Consider the following 15,213-nt stretch of genomic DNA (forward strand, 5'->3'; position numbering starts at 1 on the left):
AGCGGGACGGGCGGCTCCGGGCAGGCGCGCCGAGCCGGGACGAGAGCATTGCGTGACCGGAGGAGGACGCACGGTGTTCGACGGGTTCACGGACGAGCGGGTCGACGTCGGGGAGGCGGTGCTGCGCGTCCGGCACGGCGGCGACGGGCCGCCGGTGGTGCTGCTGCACGGCCACCCGCGCACCGGCGCGACCTGGCACCGGGTCGCCCCGCTGCTGGTCGCCGCGGGCTTCACCGTGGTCTGCCCCGACCTGCGCGGGTACGGCGCCTCGACCGCGCCGCCGCCCCGCCCGGACCACGGGCAGGCGAGCAAGCGGGCCATGGCCGGCGACGTCGCCCGCGTCATGGAGCACCTCGGCCACGACACGTACGCCGTGGCGGGCCACGACCGCGGCAGCTACGTCGCCCTCCGGCTGGCGCTGGACCGTCCGGACCGGGTGCGGGCGCTCGCCGTCCTGGACTCCGTGCCCATCAGCGAGCACCTGGCGCGGGCGGATGCGCGCTTCGCCCGGGCGTACTGGCACTGGTTCTTCTTCGCCCAGCCGGACCGGCCCGAGCGGGCGATCCTCGCGGACCCGCTGGCGTGGTACTCCGGCCTCGACCCCGCGCGCTTGGGCGCGGAGAACCACGCCGAGGTCGCGGCAGCCGTGCAGCGGCCCTCCGTCGTGCGCGCGATGCTCGAGGACTACCGCGCCGGCCTGGAGGTGGACCGCGCCGACGAGGAGGCCGACCGCGCCGCGGGCCGCCGGGTCGCCTGCCCCACGCTCGCGCTGTGGTCGGTCCACGACGACCTCGAGGAGCTGCACGGGGACATCCCCGCCATCTGGCGACCGTGGACCACTGTGCTGGAGTGGGGCCGCATCGACTCCGGGCACCACATGGCCGAGGACGCCCCGGAGCAGCTGGCGGCCCGACTGGAGGACTCGTGGAGATCGCGCTGACGGGGACGGCGGGCACGCCCTCCCCCACGCTGCCGGACACCTCGGCGTACCTCGTCTTCTCGAAGGTCGACGCGGTCGAGGAGACGGAGCGGGGGGTGCTCGCGCACCTGCACGGCGAGCAGCTGCGCATCGAGCTCGTCCGCGACGACGTGGTGCGGCTGAAGATGAGCCGGGCCGGGCGCTTCGACGAGTCCCCGACGTACGCCGTCTGCACCGACCCCCTGTCGGCGCCGGTGGACTTCACCGTCGAGCGCGAGCCCGGCGTCGTGCGGCTGCGGACGTCCGGGCTCGTGCTCACCCTGGGGCTCGAGCCCTTCCGCGTCGACGTCCACCGCCCGGACGGCTCGCCGGTCATCGAGACCGCGGAGGACGAGTCGGGCCGACCCGTCGCCTACGCGACGCTCAACGACGCGTTCACCGTGCGCCGGCGCTGCCGCCAGGAGGACGCGTTCTACGGGCTGGGCGAGAAGTCCGGCGGGCTCGACCGCAAGGGCCGGGACTTCACCCTGTGGAACACCGACGTCCTCAACCCCACCGCGGCGGGCGAGTTCACCGCCGGGCGCGGCGCGGCGGACCCGAGGGCCGACCGGACGAGCACGGAGTTCGACCCGTACTACGTCTCGATCCCGTTCTTCTACCACCACCACTACCCCGCGCGGCTCATGGCCGGGTCGTTCGTCGACAACGGCTACCGCGCGCACTACGACTTCACCCCGTCCGAGGCGTACTCCTTCACCTTCCTCGGCGGCCAGTGGACCGAGTACGTCTTCGCCGGCCCCTCGATGCGCGAGATCCTCTCGGCCTACACCGGGCTCACCGGCCGCACCCAGCCGCCGCCGCTGTGGTCGCTGGGCTACCACCAGTGCCGCTGGTACGACTACGACCAGGCCGCCGTCGAGGCGCTCGCCGAGCGGCACCGGCACGACGGCGTCCCCTGCGACGCGCTCTGGCTCGACATCGACTACATGGACGGCTACCGGGTCTTCACCTGGGACCGGCAGAAGTTCCCCGACGCGCCCGGCATGCTGCAGCGTCTGCGCAGCAAGGGATTCCGCGTCATCACCATCATCGACCCGGGCGTGAAGCACGACCCGGGCTATCCGGTGTTCGAGGAAGGGCTGCGGGAGGGGCACTTCTGCCGCACCGAGGGCGGTGACGTCTACATCGGGCAGGTCTGGCCGGGCAACACCGCCTTCCCCGACTTCACCCAGGAGGAGACCCGCGCCTGGTGGGGCCGGCTCAACGCCGCCCACGTCCAGTCCGGGCTCGCCGGCATCTGGAACGACATGAACGAGCCGGCGACGGGCGACATCTCGCCCCTGCCCATGCGGTTCGAGGGCGGGCGCTCGTCGCACGAGCGCTTCCACAACCAGTACGCCCTGCTGATGGCGATGGGCACGACGGCCGGGCTGCTCGAGGCGATGCCGGACAGGCGGACGTTCGTGCTGTCCCGCGCCGGCTTCGCCGGCATCCAGCGCTACGCCGCGAACTGGATGGGCGACAACATGTCGCGCTGGGACCACCTGTGGCTCTCGATCCCGATGGCCGCGGGCTTCGGGATCTCCGGGCAGGCCTTCGTCGGCGCCGACGTCGGGGGCTTCGCCGGCGGCTCCAACGCCGAGCTCTTCCTGCGCTGGATGCAGTACGGCGCGCTGACCCCGTTCTTCCGCAACCACTCGGCGACGGGCAACGTCGACCAGTACGTGTGGGCGTTCGGGGACGTCGTCCAGGAGCTGGCGACCGAGGCGGTGCGGCTGCGCTACCGGCTGCTGCCGTACATCTACGCGGCCTTCCTCACCGCCGCCGAGACCGGGCTCCCGGTGCAGCGCCCGCTGGTGCTGGACTTCCAGGACGACGACACCGTGCGCGGGATCGACGACGCGTACCTCTTCGGCCCGGACCTGCTCGTGGCCCCGGTGCTCGCGGCCGGGCAGACCTCCCGGCAGGTCTACCTGCCGGAGGGCAGCTGGCACGACTTCGCCACGGGAGAGGTGCTGCAGGGCAGGCGCTTCGTCCTCGCGGCGACCCCGATGGAGCGGATCCCGCTCTACGTCCGCGGTGGCGCCGTCGTGCCGATGTGGACCGAGGCCCCGGCGTCGACGGACGGCTTCTTCCCCCGGGCGCTCGAGCTGCACGTCTTCGTCCCGCTCGAGGACGGCAGCTGGACGTCCTTCGTCCAGGAGGACGACGGGGTCACCTTCGCCGCCCGGGACGGCGCGCGGCTACGGACGACCTTGACGCTCACCCGCAGCGGCCGGAGCGTCGAGCTGGCGGCGACCGTCGTCGGCGAGGGCTACCCCGAGCACCGGCGCGAGGAGCTGCACGTCGTGCTCCACGGCGCCGCCGCCGGGCGGGTGGCGGTCGACGGCACTGCGGTCGAGCCGAGCGACGAGCGCTGGGTGCTTCCCAACAGCGGCACGGGCTTCCTGCTCGAGGCCGAGCTGCTCGGCTGAGGGGGTGCGCCGGTCCCCGAGCGCGAGCAGCCCGAAGCAGGCCCAACCCACGGCGGCGAGCAGCACCACGGTGACGCCGCGGAAGAGCAGCACGGCCGCGAGCGCCTGCCCCGCCGGGACGCCGCGGCTCGTCAGCACCAGGGCGAGCGTGCCGTCCACGGTGCCGATACCGGCGGGGAGCAAGGGGATGCTGGACGCGGCCATGCCCGCGGCGTACGCGAGCATCACGGTCGCGAGCGAGAGGTGCCCGGTCACCACGGCCGAGCAGGCGAAGACCAGCGAGGCGAGGTCGAGCAGCCAGTTGGCGACGGCGGCGCCCGACGCCTCCGCCCACATGCGCGCCGGCGGGCGGACGGAGAGGAAGTCCTCCAGCCCGCGGAGCACGCGGAAGGACGTGCCGGCACGGACCCACCGCACCCGGCGCTCGGCCGTGCGGAGGACGGCGCCCGCGCCGCGCTCGAGCAGGTGCGGGCGGCGCACGAGAGCGCGCCCGGCGAGGACGAGCAGGACGGCGACGACCAGCTCGACCGCGGCCTGCTCCACCCCGTCGCCGTGCCGCTGGCCCGCCAGCGTGGCCCCCACCGCGGCGATGAGGGTGAGCGCGAGGCTGGAGACGGCGCCGGACGCGACCATCCCCCACGCCACCGCGTGCGGCTCCGCGCCCCAGCGCCGCATCCGGCGGTAGGTGTAGGCCGAGCCGGCGAGGCTGCCGCCGGGCAGCGTGATGTTGACCGCGTTGCACGCGTACGCCATGAGCACGGCGCGGCGCAGGCCGAGCCGCGCGCCGGCCGCCCGCAGCGTGACCCGCTGGAGGACGGCGAAGGCGGTCATCGACCCGGTGTTGGCGACGACCGCGAGCAGGAGCCAGGCGGGGTCCAGCCGGGCGAGCGTGCCCGCGGTCGAGCGCGCCTGGCGCGCGAACAGCAGCGCCTCGACGAGGAGGAGGACCGCGACGAGGGCGAGCAGCAGCGGCCGCAGCCGCCTGGTCCTCCCGCTCGCTCCCACCCGTCCAGTCTGCCTCGCGCCCGGTGCGGTCACCCGCCGGAGGCGGGAGGCGTCAGCCGGAGGAGGAGCGGGCGCGGACGGCGTCGGCGAAGGCGTCGCCGCGGGCGCCGTAGTCGCGGAACTGGTCCATCGAGGCGCAGGCCGGCGCCAGCAGCACGGTGTCGCCGGGCTGGGCGAGCCGCGCGGCGGCGTCGACCGCCTCGGCCATCGCGCGTGCGCCCTCCCCCTCCCCTGCGGCGACCTCCACCACCGGGACGTCCGGCGCGTGCCGCTGCAGGGCGGCGGCGACGAGCTCGCGCTCGCGGCCCAGGAGCACCACACCGCGGAGCCGGTCGCGCGCGCCCGCGACGAGCTCGTCGAACGACGCGCCCTTCGCGAGGCCGCCGGCGACCCACACCACCGAGGGGTACGCCGCGAGCGAGGCCGCGGCGGCGTGCGGGTTGGTCGCCTTGGAGTCGTCGACCCAGTCGACCCCGTCCAGCGTCGCGACGAGGGCGATCCGGTGCGCGTCCGGCCGCCAGGCGCGCAGGCCGGCGCGGACGGCCGCGTCGTCGACGCGGTACGCCGGGTGCAGGGCCAGCGCGAGGCCCGCAGCGGCGAGCGCGTTGGCGAGGTTGTGCGGTGCGGCCGGCGCGACGTCGTCGACGGACGCGAGCTCCTCGTCGCCGTGCTCGGTGCGGTCGACGAGCGCGCCGTCGACGACGCCGAGCTGCCCGGGTGCCGGCACGCCGAGGGTGAAGCCGCGCGGGGCGTGGGCTGTCCGGACGAGCCCTGCGACCAGCGGGTCGTCGGCGTTGTAGACCGCCTCCTCGACGCCCTGCCAGACCTTCGCCTTCGCCGCGGCGTAGGCCTCCATCGACCCGTGCCAGTCGAGGTGGTCGGGCGCGAGGTTGAGCACGGCCCCGGCGACGGGGCGCACGCTCGAGGACCAGTGCAGCTGGTAGCTCGAGAGCTCCACGGCGATGACGTCGTACGGCTCGGCCGCGAGCACCGCGTCGAGCACCGGGACGCCGACGTTGCCGGCCGCGATCGCCCGCCGGCCTGCTGCGCCGAGGATCGAGGCGAGCATCCGCACGGTCGTCGTCTTGCCGTTGGTGCCGGTCACCGCCAGCCAGGGAGCGGCGTGCGGGCCGCGCAGCCGCCACGCGAGCTCCACGTCCCCCCACACCGGTACGCCCGCGGCGCCCGCGGCGGCGAGCAGGGGCTGGGTGGGGCGCCATCCCGGGGAGGTGACGACGAGGTCGGTCGGCGGGAGCTGCTCCACCGCGGCCGGGCCCAGCCGCACCTCGGCGCCGAGCGCCTCGAGCTCCGCGGCAGCCGCCGCGTCCTCGCGCGCGTCAACCGCGGTGACCGCGACGCCGCGCTCGAGCAGCGCGCGCACGGCCGAGGGGCCGGAGACGCCGAGCCCGGCGACGACGGCCCGGGCGGGCAGGCCGGCGCTCACGTGGAGCGCACCCACTCGGCGTAGAACACGCCCAGCCCGATCGCCACGAACAACCCGGCGATGATCCAGAACCTGATGACGATGGTCACCTCGCCCCACCCTGCGAGCTCGAAGTGGTGCTGCAGCGGCGCCATGCGGAAGACCCGCTTGCCGCCGGAGAGCTTGAACCAGCCGACCTGGATGACCACGGAGAGCGTGATGACGACGAACAGCCCGCCGAGCAGCACGAGCAGGAGCTCCGTCCGCGTCAGCACCGCCAGCCCGGCCAGCGCCCCGCCCAGGGCCAGCGACCCGGTGTCGCCCATGAAGATCTTGGCCGGGGAGGCGTTCCACCACAAGAACCCGAAGCAGGCCCCGACGAGCGCCGAGGCGATGATCGCGAGGTCGAGCGGGTCCCGGACGAGGTAGCACTTCTCCACCTGGCCCCCCGTGCACCGGTTGCCGAACTGCCAGACCCCGATGAGCACGTAGGACCCGAAGGTCATGACGCTCGCGCCGGTGGCGAGGCCGTCGAGGCCGTCGGTGAGGTTCACCCCGTTCGAGGAGGCCGCGACCATGAGGTAGATCCAGACGACCGTGACGACGGGGCCGAGCACGAGCGCGGTGTCGCGGATGAAGGAGATGTGCTCGCTGGCCGGGGTGAGCCCGTGCGTGTCCTCGAAGTGCAGCGCCAGCACCCCGAAGGCCAGCGCGGTGAGGCTCTGGCCGGCGAACTTCGTCCGCGCCCGCAGCCCGAGGCTGCGCTGCTTGAAGATCTTGATGTAGTCGTCGAGGAACCCCACGAAGCCGAGCCCCGTCATGAGCCCGAGCACCAGCGCGCCGGACAGCGTCGGGTGCGAGCGGTGCGAGTGGAGCACGAGCTCCGCGACCAGGTGCGCCACGACGTAGCCGAGCAGCACGGCGCAGATGATGACGGCGCCGCCCATCGAGGGGGTGCCGCGCTTGGAGTCGTGGTCGGGGTAGCCCTCGTTCACGTCGCGGATGGCCTGGGCGTAGCCGTGCCGGCGCAGGACGCCGATGAGGACCGGCGTCCCGAACAGACCGACGAGCAGGGCGACGGCGCCGGCGACGAGGATGGAGATCACGCGGGAGCTTCCGGGGAGGGGACGGCGGACGGGTCTGCGCTCGGCGGCTCCGCGAGCAGGGCGTCGGCGACCCGCTCGAGGCCGGCGGCACGGGAGGCCTTGACGAGCACGACGTCGCCGGGCCGCACCTCGTCGTGGAGGAGGGCGACGGCGGTGTCGACGTCGGGGACCCAGGCGGACTCGCCGTTCCACGAGCCCTCGAGCTCGGCCCCGAGCGCGATCGCCCGGGCGGGAGCGCCGACGGCGACGAGGCGGCTGATGTCGAGGCGCACCGCGAGCCGCCCGACGCGGTCGTGCTCCTCGCGCGTCGTGTCGCCCAGCTCGCGCATCTCGCCGAGCACGGCCCAGGTGCGGCGCGGCCGGGCGGGCTCGGCCCGGCCCATCGCGGCGAGGCCCTTGAGCGCGGCGCGGACCGACTCGGGGTTGGCGTTGTACGCGTCGTTGACCACCGTCACGCCGTCGGCGCGCTCGACGACCTCCATCCGCCAGCGGCTGCGGGCGTCGGCGCTGGACAGCGCCTCGGCGACGTCCTCCGGGGACAGCCCGGCCTCCAGGCCGACGGCCGCGGCGGCGAGCGCGTTGAGCACCTGGTGCTCGCCGCTCACCCGGAGCAGCACCTCGGCCGGGCCGCTGGGCGTGCGCAGCCGGAAGCGGGGCCGCGCCAGGGCGTCGAGGGTGATGTCCTCGGCGCTGACGTCGGCGCCCGCTCCGAGCCCGAAGCGCACGACGCGGGCGGAGGTCCGCGCCGCCATCGCGCTCACGGCGAGGTCGTCGGCGTTGAGGACCGCGAGCCCGTCGGGTGCGAGCGCCTCGACCAGCTCGCCCTTGGCCTGGGCGATGGCCGCGGGCCCGCCGAACTCCCCCACGTGCGCCGAGCCGACGTTGAGCACGACCCCGACCTGGGGCGGTGCGACCGAGCAGAGGTGGGCGATGTGCCCGATCCCCCGCGCGCCCATCTCGAGGACGAGCCAGCGGGTCGAGGCGTCCGCGCGCAGGACGGTGAGCGGCAGGCCGAGCTCGTTGTTGAAGGACCCCTGCGTGGCCACGGTCTCGCCCGCGCGCTCGAGCACGGCGGCGAGCAGGTCCTTGGTCGACGTCTTGCCCGACGACCCGGTGACGCCCACCACCCGCAGGCCCGGCAGGCGCTGCAGGGAGGCGCTGGCCAGGCGCGCGAGGGCGGCGGCGCTGTCGTCGACGACGACGGCGGGGACGCCCACGGGCCGCTCTGCCAGCACGGCGCTCGCTCCGCCCGCTGCGGCGGCGGCCGCGAACTCGTGCCCGTCGACGTGCTCACCGCGTACGGCGACGAAGAGCGCTCCGGGCTCCGCGGCCCGCGAGTCCAGCACGACCGGCCCGGGCACGGGGACGGCGGCGGGGTCACCGGGAGCGTCGCGCACGTCCCCGCCGACGGCGAGGGCGACGTCGGCGAGGGACCAGTCGCCGCGGCCGATGCTCATGCGCGTGCTCCCGCGGCGGCGAGCGCGCCGCGGAGCGCCTCGCGGTCGTCGAACGGCGTGAGCACGCCGCCCGCCAGCTGGCCGCGCTCGTGGCCCTTGCCCAGCACGGCCACGACGTCGCCGGGCCGCGCCCGGGAGACGGCCTCGGCGATGGCGGCCGCCCGGTCGCCGACCTCGAGGACCTCGGCCTGCCCGTCCGCGGTGCCGGCGAGCACGGCGGCCCGGATCTCCGCCGGGTCCTCGGAGCGGGGGTTGTCGTCCGTGACGACGACCACGTCGGCCAGCCTCGCCGCGGCGCCGCCCATGAGCGGGCGCTTGGCGCGGTCGCGGTCACCGCCGGCGCCGAGCACGACGAGCACCCGGCCGGAGCTGCCCTCCCGCGCGGCGCGGACGGCGGCCTCCACCGCCTCGGGCTTGTGCGCGTAGTCGACGATCCCCACGATGCCCGATCCCCCGTCGTCGACCCGCTCCATGCGCCCCGGCACCTGGACCGCCGCGAGGGCGCGCGCCGCCGCGGCCAGCTCGAGCCCGGCGGCGTCGAGGACCGCCAGCGCGACCAGCGCGTTGGCGGCGTTGTACGCGCCGGGCAGCCCCAGCGCGAGCGGCACGCGCCGCCCGTCGCGCGCGACGACCGTCGAGGTGCTGCCCGTCGCGGTGGTGACGAGCCCCTCCAGCGTCCAGTCCCCCGGCCCGGCCGTGGCGACGGTGGTCACGGGGACGCCCGCGCCCGCAGCGACCTGCCGGCCACCGTCGGTGTCGGTGCAGACCACGGCCCGCTCGCTCAGCGCCGGCGTGAACAGCCGCGCCTTCGCCGCCAGGTAGTCCGCCATGTCGCGGTGGAAGTCGAGGTGGTCGCGCCCGAGGTTGGTGAACCCGGCCACGTCGTAGACCGTGCCGTCGACGCGGCCGAGCGCGAGCGCGTGGCTCGAGACCTCCATCGCCAGCGCCGTGCACCCCCGCTGCACCATGACGGCCAGCAGCGCCTGCAGCTGCGGCGCCTCGGGGGTCGTCAGCGAGCTCGGCAGGACCTCCCCGGCGATGCGCGTCTCGACCGTGCCGACCAGCCCCGTCGTGGCTCCGGCCGCGCGGAGCGCGCCGTCCAGCAGGTACGTCGTGGTGGTCTTCCCGCTCGTCCCCGTGACGCCCAGCGCCAGCAGCCGCTCGGCGGGGTGGCCGTAGACGCTCGCGGCGAGCGGCCCGAGCACGGTGCGCGGCGCGTCGACGACCAGCGCGGGCAGGCCCGGAGGCAGCAGGGCGGCGCCGGCGGGGTCGGTGAGCGCCGCCACCGCCCCGGCCCGCAGCGCCTGCTCGCCGAACTCCGCGCCGTGGTGGACCGCGCCGGGCAGCGCGGCGTACAGGTCGCCGGGGCGGACGTCGCGCGAGTCGTGCGTGACCCCGGAGACGAGCACGCCGTCCGCGGGAGCCGCAGCGCCGGCGCCCGCCGCCAGCTCCGCCAGGGCGACGGGCGGGAGACCCGTCGGCCGGGGCGGGACGGGCGGGGAGGCGGGCACGGCTGGACAGACTATCCGCGGACGTCGCCGAAGTCGGGCTTCGGGGACGTGGTGCCGCTCGGCGGGATGTCGAGCGTCTGGAGCGCGAACGACGCGACCTGGTTGAAGACCGGCGCGGCGATGGTCCCGCCGAAGTGGCTGCCCTTCTTGGGCACCGAGATGGTGACGGCCACGACGAGGCGCGGGTTGTCCGCGGGGACGACGCCGACGAACGACGACTGGTACTTGCCCTGGCAGTAGCCGCCGCAGCCGGGCACCTGCGCGGTGCCGGTCTTGCCGGCGACGCGGTAGCCGGGGATCGTCGCGTACTTGCCGGTGCCGCCCTCGTAGGTGACGGCCTCCATCATGCTCATCATCTGCTTGGCGACCTGCGGGTCGACCACGCGGACCGGCGTCCTGGGCGCCAGCGGCACCGGCGTGCCGTCGGCCTTCGTGACGCTCTGCACGACGGTCGGCGGGATCCGCACCCCGCCGTTGGCGAGCGTCTGGTAGACGTCCGCGACCTGGAGCAGCGAGGTGGCGAGGCCCTGGCCGAAGGCGACGGTGTAGCGCTGCGAGCCGCTCCACTCGGTGTACTTCGCGAGGATGCCCGCCGCCTCGCCCTGCAGCCCGGTCTGCGGCTTGGTGCCGATGCCGAACTTCTGCAGGTAGGAGTAGAGCGTCGCCGGGCTCATCAGGTTGGCGATCTGGATGGTGCCGACGTTGCTCGACTTGGCCAGGATGCCGGTGACGGTCGGGTGCCAGACGCGGTGGGGCTCGTCGTCGTGGAAGAGCTTGTCCGACATCTTCTTCGTGTAGGGCACCGTGAAGACCTTCGACGGCGTCACCACGCCCTCCTGGAGCGCGGACGCGACCGTCATGACCTTGCTCGTCGAGCCGGGCTCGAACGAGCTCGCCACGGCCTGGTCGGTGAAGGCCGCGCTCGCGGCGTGGCGGTAGTCGTTGGGGTCGTAGGTCGGCGAGTTGGCCATGGCGTAGACCTGGCCCGTCTTGACGTCCAGCGCGATGACGCTGCCCCAGTCCGCGTCGCTCGCCTTGACCTGCGCGGCGATGGCCTCCTGGGCGCGCCACTGGATGTCGCGGTCCAGGGTGAGCTTCACCGCGGCGCCGTCCACGGGCTCCTTCACCGTCTCCGTGCCGGTCGGCATCACCGCGGTCGACTGCGGGGCCCGCTCGTAGCGAGCGGTGCCGTCGACGCCCTTGAGCACGCCGTCGAGCATGTACTCGAGCCCCGCGGCGGCCGTGCCGTCGGTGCGCACGTGGCCGACGACGTTCGCGCCGATGCTGCCCGAGGGGTACGTCCGCTTCGAGGTCGTGCGCAGCTGCACGCCGGAGCGGTCCTGCGCCGGCAGGGCCGCGATCTGCGCGCGCACGGCCGGCGGCTGGCGCTGCGCGAGCGGCGCGTAGCGCGACTGCTCCTTGAGCGGCTTGCCGGCGTTGCGCTGCTGGACCCGGGTGATCTGGCCGGTGATGTCGGCGGCGGGCTCGTGGAGGATCGGCGCGAGCGCCGCCCCCACCCGCGCGGGGTCCTTGACGATGGTCGGGTCGGCGATGACGTCGTAGGCCAGCACGTTGGTGGCGAGCGCGACGCCGTGGCGGTCGGTGATGTCGCCCCGCACCGCGGGCAGCGGCTGCTTCACCAGCCGGTCGTGGAACGCGTCCTGCGCGTACGCCGGGCCCTCGACCCCCTGCACCTCGAACAGCCGGCCCGCGACGAGCGAGACGAGGAAGAGGAAGGCGAGCAGCACCGCGCGGGTGCGCCGGGAGGAGTCGCCGAGGCGGAGCGCCGGGCGCGGCGGCGGCGCGGGACGTCGGGGCGGGGGCGCAGGGCGCCGCGGCGCAGCCGCCGCGGGCCGCCGCGGTGCGGTCGTCTGGTTCACCGGCCCCCCGTCGTGCTGGTCTTCGCGCCGCCCTTGGCGGTGCTGGCCCTCGTGCTGCTCTTCGTCGTGCTGGCCTTCGTCGTGCTGCTCTTCGTCGTGCTGGCCTTCGTGCTGCTCCCCGCCGGAGACGATGCCGCAGGGGTCGCGGCAGCCGCGGCAGGCGCGCCGCGGCGCGCGTCGCAGGGCTTGCCGTAGACCGTGCCGTTGCGCTCGTCGAGGAAGGTCGGCGAGCAGGCCAGCGTCATGCCCTGCTTGCGCGCCTTCTGCGCCAGCAGCACGCTCGACTCCTGCTGGGCCAGCAGCGCGGCGTAGCGCTGCTGCTGGTCCTGCAGGGTGGCGGACTCCTTCTCCAGCGAGGCCTGGGTGAAGGCGCCCTGCGCCAGCGCGGTGTTGAGCAGCAGCATGGCCACCAGCCCCCCGGCGAGCAGGGAGAGCACGAGCAGCACGAACGGCGCGCGCCGGGGGCGGCGCGCGGGGCGGGCCGCGGGGGCCGGCCGCGGCGTACGCGCTGCGGGGACCGCGGGCGCCCTGCACGGCGCGGCCGTCGTCGCGGCGCCCGTCGGCGTCATCGTGCTCGTGGCGCTCATCGCGTCTCCCGGATCCTCTCGGCGGCACGCAGCCGCACCGATGCCGCCCGCGGGTTCGCGGCGACCTCGTCGTCGGTGGCGAGCTCGGCGCCGCGCGTGAGCAGGCGCAGCTCCGGCTCCATCCCGGCCGGCACCACCGGCAGGCCGGGCGGGAGGTCGACCGTCGCGCGGCGCACGAGCGCCTGCTTGACGATCCGGTCCTCCAGGGACTGGTACGCGAGGACGACGACCCGGCCGCCGAGGGCCAGGGCGTCGACGGCGGCGGGCAGCGCGCGCTCGAGCACCTCGAGCTCGGCGTTGACCTCGATGCGCAGCGCCTGGAAGGTGCGCTTCGCGGGGTGGCCGCCCGTGCGCCGCGTCGCCGCGGGGACGGCGTCGCGGACGAGCTCGGCGAGCCGCGCGGTGGAGGAGAGGGGAGCGACCGCCCGCTCGCGGACGACCGCGTCGGCGATCCGCTTGGCGAAGCGCTCCTCGCCGTAGACGCGCAGCACGCGCGCGAGCTCGCCGGCCGAGTACGTGTTGAGGACCTCGGCCGCCGTGGTGCCGCGGGTCGGGTCCATGCGCATGTCGAGCGGGGCGTCCTGCGCGTACGCGAAGCCGCGGCGGGCGGCGTCGAGCTGCAGCGAGCTGACCCCGAGGTCGAACAGCACGCCGGCCACGCGCTCGACGCCCAGCCGCTCGAGCACCTCCCCGACCTCGTCGTAGACCGCGTGCACCGCGGTCAGCCGGTCGCCGTACGCCGCGAGCCGCTCCCCGGAGCGCTCCAGCGCCTCGGGGTCGCGGTCGAGGCCGACGACGCGCACGGCGGGGAAGCGGTCGAGCAGCGCCTCGGTGTGGCCGCCCAGGCCGAGGGTCGCGTCGACGACGACCGGGGCGTCCACGCCCTCCACCGCGGGGGCCAGGAGGTCGAGGCAGCGCTCGAGCAGCACGGGGACGTGCGCGTACGCCGCGCCCTCCGCTCCCTGCTGCTCCACGCCGCTCCCCCTCGTGCCCGCCGACCCCGCCCGCCCCGCTGGTGCCACCCCCTGCTGCCGCCGTGCCGTCCGGTCCCCATCCGCCCGTCCGGCGCGGCGAGCCCCTCCCTGGCGCCGGGGAAGTGGCGTCAGGACGGGGGTCGGCTCGTCGGGCGGGTGGAGACCGCACGGCACGGCCCTCACAGCAGTCGGGGCAGCACCTCCTCCGCCAGCCGCTCGTAGTCCTCCGCCTGGGAGGTCTGGTACGCGGCCCAGCGGCCCGCGTCCCAGATCTCCACGCGCTTGGCCATGCCGACGACGACGACGTCGCGGTCGAGCCCGGCGTAGTCGCGCAGCGCCTGCGGGACGGTCACGCGCCCCTGGCGGTCCGGGACCTCGGAGCTGGCGTTGGCGAGGAAGAGGCGCTGGACGACGCGGGAGTCGCGGTCGGTGAACACCTGGCGGGACATCGCGTCGGCGACCTCGGCGAAGCGGGCGACGGGCCACACGGTGATGCAGCCCTCCTGCCCGGTCGTCATCACGAGGCCCTCCGCGAAGCCGTCGCGGAACTTGGCCGGGAGGAACAGCCGGCCCTTCTCGTCGAGGCGCGGGGTGTGCGTGCCGAGGAAGAGCGGCTCCATGCGCTCCCCCTCTCGCTGGTCGACCGCTCCCCGCGGTCGACTGCTGCTCCCCTGCGCTCCATGATGCCCCACCGTACTCCCTCTCGCTCCATCCTTGCGGAAGCTGCTCCCCGCGACACCCGTCCGTGGCGCCGCCCGCCCGGGCGGGGCCTGGCCTGCGCGGAAGGGGGACGTCGGGCGCTGGGGGCGACGGGCAGGGGGGCGCCGACGTACCCTGGCCAGCGGACTCGACGAGGAGGTTTGGCGTGACCGCAGTGGCACCGCTCGGCTCCGGCCGGGACGAGCTCGAGGAGCTCGTGACGCCGGAGCAGGTGGCCGAGGTCGTCGGGCGCATCCGCTCCTGCGTCGAGGGCGTCATCGAGGGCAAGTCCGACGTGGTGAAGACCGCCCTCGCGGTCCTCCTCGCGGAGGGGCACCTGCTCATCGAGGACGTGCCCGGCGTCGGCAAGACGATGCTGGCCAAGGCCCTCGCGCGCGCCGTGGACTGCACGGTCAACCGCATCCAGTTCACGCCCGACCTGCTGCCGAGCGACATCACCGGCGTCTCGGTCTACGACCAGGAGCGGCGCGAGTTCGAGTTCAAGCCGGGCGCGGTGTTCGCCAACATCGTCGTGGGCGACGAGATCAACCGCGCGTCCCCCAAGACGCAGTCCGCGCTGCTGGAGTGCATGGAGGAGCAGCACGTCACGGTCGACGGCCGCACCTGGATGCTGGAGCGGCCGTTCATGGTGGTGGCGACGCAGAACCCCGTCGAGATGGACGGCACCTACGCGCTGCCCGAGGCGCAGCTGGACCGCTTCATGGCGCGCGTGTCCATGGGCTACCCCTCCGCGGACGCCGAGCTCGAGATGCTGGACGTCCACGGCCGGACCTCGCCGCTCGACGCCCTCACCCCGGTGGCGACCGTCGACGAGGTGCGCGCGCTGGTCGCCGCCGTCCGCACGGTCCACGTCTCGGCCGAGGTCAAGCGCTACGTCGTGGACCTCGTGACCGCGACCCGCACCTCGCCCGAACTGCGCCTCGGCGCCTCTCCGCGCGCGACGCTGCACCTCGTGCGCGCCTCCCGCGCCTGGGCGGCGCTCGACCACCGCGACTACGTCATCCCGGACGACGTGCAGGCGCTGGCCGCCACGGTGCTCACCCACCGCCTCGTCCCCACCGCGGAGGCGCTGATGGCCCGCCGCACCGCCGACCGGATCCTCGCCGACCTCGTCGGTCGCGTGGCCGTCAGCCCCGGCGCGCGGCGCTAGGGCCGGC

General features: G+C 75.3%; 11 protein-coding genes and 1 pseudogene. 3 read left to right on the top strand and 9 right to left on the bottom strand.

Annotated elements, in window-relative coordinates; translation table 11 throughout:
- Nucleotides 1–73: 73 nt before the first annotated feature.
- Together EV189_RS16320 and EV189_RS16325 are read left to right on the top strand one after the other, a co-directional pair.
- Complete coding sequence (locus EV189_RS16320; protein ID WP_130494144.1) at nucleotides 74–940, top strand: alpha/beta fold hydrolase; 867 nt, start codon at nucleotides 74–76, stop codon at nucleotides 938–940.
- Nucleotides 925–3,393: a glycoside hydrolase family 31 protein gene (locus tag EV189_RS16325; RefSeq protein WP_231116487.1), complete on the top strand. Its 2,469-nt coding sequence runs from the start codon at nucleotides 925–927 to the stop codon at nucleotides 3,391–3,393. The genes EV189_RS16320 and EV189_RS16325 overlap by 16 nt, the downstream gene beginning before the upstream one ends.
- Before the next feature lie 57 nt (nucleotides 3,394–3,450).
- On the opposite strand, the pseudogene EV189_RS20800 reads toward EV189_RS16325, so the two are convergent.
- From EV189_RS20800 to mraZ, 9 genes and pseudogenes are all read right to left on the bottom strand, one after another.
- A pseudogene (locus tag EV189_RS20800) lies at nucleotides 3,451–4,431 on the bottom strand (lysylphosphatidylglycerol synthase transmembrane domain-containing protein); the annotation flags it as partial.
- Between the two features lie 19 nt (nucleotides 4,432–4,450).
- Nucleotides 4,451–5,842, bottom strand: coding sequence for a UDP-N-acetylmuramoyl-L-alanine--D-glutamate ligase (gene murD, locus EV189_RS16335; protein ID WP_130494033.1), 1,392 nt, complete (start codon nucleotides 5,840–5,842; stop codon nucleotides 4,451–4,453).
- Nucleotides 5,839–6,927, bottom strand: a complete 1,089-nt coding sequence (gene mraY, locus EV189_RS16340; protein ID WP_130494034.1) for a phospho-N-acetylmuramoyl-pentapeptide-transferase — start codon at nucleotides 6,925–6,927, stop codon at nucleotides 5,839–5,841. The genes murD and mraY overlap by 4 nt, the downstream gene beginning before the upstream one ends.
- Nucleotides 6,924–8,384, bottom strand: a complete 1,461-nt coding sequence (locus tag EV189_RS16345) for a UDP-N-acetylmuramoyl-tripeptide--D-alanyl-D-alanine ligase (RefSeq protein ID WP_130494035.1) — start codon at nucleotides 8,382–8,384, stop codon at nucleotides 6,924–6,926. The genes mraY and EV189_RS16345 overlap by 4 nt, the downstream gene beginning before the upstream one ends.
- Nucleotides 8,381–9,895, bottom strand: coding sequence for a UDP-N-acetylmuramoyl-L-alanyl-D-glutamate--2,6-diaminopimelate ligase (locus tag EV189_RS16350; RefSeq protein ID WP_231116488.1), 1,515 nt, complete (start codon nucleotides 9,893–9,895; stop codon nucleotides 8,381–8,383). The genes EV189_RS16345 and EV189_RS16350 overlap by 4 nt, the downstream gene beginning before the upstream one ends.
- Before the next feature lie 11 nt (nucleotides 9,896–9,906).
- The gene (locus EV189_RS16355; RefSeq protein ID WP_165400348.1) at nucleotides 9,907–11,775 is read right to left on the bottom strand and encodes a peptidoglycan D,D-transpeptidase FtsI family protein; all 1,869 of its coding nucleotides are present in this window, start codon (nucleotides 11,773–11,775) and stop codon (nucleotides 9,907–9,909) included.
- On the bottom strand, nucleotides 11,772–12,362 hold the full coding sequence (locus EV189_RS20325; protein ID WP_165400349.1) for a cell division protein FtsL: 591 nt from the start codon (nucleotides 12,360–12,362) through the stop codon (nucleotides 11,772–11,774). The genes EV189_RS16355 and EV189_RS20325 overlap by 4 nt, the downstream gene beginning before the upstream one ends.
- Nucleotides 12,359–13,336 (bottom strand): 16S rRNA (cytosine(1402)-N(4))-methyltransferase RsmH, encoded by a 978-nt coding sequence (gene rsmH / locus EV189_RS16360; protein ID WP_130494037.1) that lies wholly within the window; start codon nucleotides 13,334–13,336, stop codon nucleotides 12,359–12,361. Before rsmH ends, EV189_RS20325 begins: the two co-directional genes overlap by 4 nt.
- A gap of 179 nt (nucleotides 13,337–13,515) precedes the next feature.
- A complete protein-coding gene (gene mraZ / locus EV189_RS16365) occupies nucleotides 13,516–13,956 on the bottom strand; it encodes a division/cell wall cluster transcriptional repressor MraZ (protein WP_130494038.1) in 441 nt (146 codons plus the stop codon).
- 296 nt (nucleotides 13,957–14,252) lie between these two features.
- Between mraZ and EV189_RS16370 the strand changes: the two genes are divergently transcribed.
- Nucleotides 14,253–15,206 carry an AAA family ATPase gene (locus EV189_RS16370; RefSeq protein WP_130494147.1) on the top strand — a complete coding sequence of 318 codons (954 nt, stop codon included), beginning with the start codon at nucleotides 14,253–14,255 and terminating at the stop codon, nucleotides 15,204–15,206.
- The last annotated feature ends 7 nt before the right edge of the window (nucleotides 15,207–15,213 follow it).

The organism is Motilibacter rhizosphaerae (genome assembly GCF_004216915.1).
GTDB classification, from domain to species: domain Bacteria; phylum Actinomycetota; class Actinomycetes; order Motilibacterales; family Motilibacteraceae; genus Motilibacter; species Motilibacter rhizosphaerae.

Bases quoted from the DNA above. Each gene is read 5' to 3' on its own strand.
- EV189_RS16345 (WP_130494035.1), bottom strand. From the start codon at position 8,384: ATGAGCATCGGCCGCGGCGACTGGTCCCTCGCCGACGTCGCCCTCGCC.
- EV189_RS20325 (WP_165400349.1), bottom strand. From the start codon at position 12,362: ATGAGCGCCACGAGCACGATGACGCCGACGGGCGCCGCGACGACGGCC.
- mraZ (WP_130494038.1), bottom strand. From the start codon at position 13,956: ATGGAGCCGCTCTTCCTCGGCACGCACACCCCGCGCCTCGACGAGAAG.